This is a genomic window from Vibrio sp. 10N.222.54.A3 (assembly GCF_041474095.1).
Classification (GTDB): domain Bacteria; phylum Pseudomonadota; class Gammaproteobacteria; order Enterobacterales; family Vibrionaceae; genus Vibrio; species Vibrio crassostreae_C.
Window position 1 is genome coordinate 1 of record NZ_JBFRTN010000088.1, and the last position, 1,373, is coordinate 1,373.

The window sequence follows — 1,373 nt, forward strand, 5'->3', positions numbered from 1 at the left end:
TAATGCCGTTCACTTAAGAGTGAACGGCATTTTTGTTCTTAGCATACCGTTGTGGTCTGGGTTTAACTCTTCTAGGGAATGTCCTTTCCCTTCGCCCTTCAAGTATTAAGCTTTCAGCCATGTTGTGGAACCCCTTTAGCTGACGAGGTATTGCGCCTGGTGTTGAATAAGGTAAGCCTACAAGTAACGCTGATACATGAGCTAACGTGCCGTTAAAACTCAGTTGATAAGGAAGGTAATTTCCCTTTAAATTGAAGCAGAGCTCGACCATCTGATATCGGATTAAATTGTAAGTAAGCAAGATGCCCCATAACTCCTGCTTGACCAGCTCTGGTAAACGACTTCGCAGCGTAAGACGGTTTCCAAGCATGTATTGTTTTTGCTCTCGGTAGCCCAGCTCTATTTCCCAACGATGCTCATAAAGGCCTGCAATATCTTTTGATGGGTAACGCAGGGAGTCCGTCATGGAGGTTAATACTTGGTAGTCTTTTCCTTTAATTTTACGAGTGACAAGTCGAGCGGTTATCGACTTTGGTAAATCAGGCCATAGCTTTCTAGCTCTTGGATTACTGTGTAATTGAACAAGTTTGTCATTTCGCCCTAAAGATTGAACAATGTCATATTGTGTATTTTTCTTGAGGGGGATAAGCCAATGGCGCTCTGAGCCAGAGTCTTGCCATTTATGTAATAAACCTAAAGAATAGAACCCCTTATCGAACATTGTTACGCTATGGTTTGGTGTTGTTTCTATCAGTTTTTCAGCTAATATCATTTCGTTTGTATTGTAATTATCAAATGCACTGGCCGTAATAATGTGACTGCTTAGTTCCATTTGGCAGACCATTCTCACTTGCGGATATTGCGTCCCTTTTTGTCGAGAAAATGCCTTTTCATTTTGCGGGTTATCGGGCGTTCGCCAAACAACGCCATCGACGCCAAGCAGCGTTAATCCATTCCATTGGGGTAACTTTGCACTGTTTAACCATGACGTAGTCATTCGCTCAAAGACCGCTTTAATTGCGTCTTCACCCAACGTCTTTCGACGTTGAGTTAACGCACTCGGTGCGACAAAAGCTTTACCTGTACGGTCGACAATATCAAGTTGGTTCACTAAATCTTTCATGGATTTACTGTTATAGATAGCCATTCCAACAAGCAGCCACACCATGGATTCTAAAGTTAATTTCCTCTTTCTCATCGTGACAGTATCAGTAAGAGAATAGGCTTCGTCGATGAGTTCAATTGGAAGCAAGTCAGACAAAGTCTCAACGCTGCTAGGTTTCCAATCATTAATTATGTTTAGAGCTTGAGAAACATCCATAAAAAAATCCAAGTGCATTAAATACACTTGGATTTTGACAGCTCTGAAGGAT

1 protein-coding gene is annotated in these 1,373 nt (G+C 41.7%); it reads right to left on the reverse strand.

The genetic code is table 11. The features are described 5' to 3' along the window. Positions 1-13 precede the first annotated feature (13 nt). A complete protein-coding gene (locus AB4507_RS18450; protein WP_029235596.1) occupies positions 14-1,321 on the reverse strand; it encodes an IS4 family transposase in 1,308 nt (435 codons plus the stop codon). Between the last annotated feature and the right edge of the window lie 52 nt (positions 1,322-1,373).

What these genes read in the sequence shown, in the direction of transcription:
- AB4507_RS18450 (WP_029235596.1), bottom strand. Translation starts at nt 1,321, where the DNA reads ATGGATGTTTCTCAAGCTCTAAACATAATTAATGATTGGAAACCTAGC.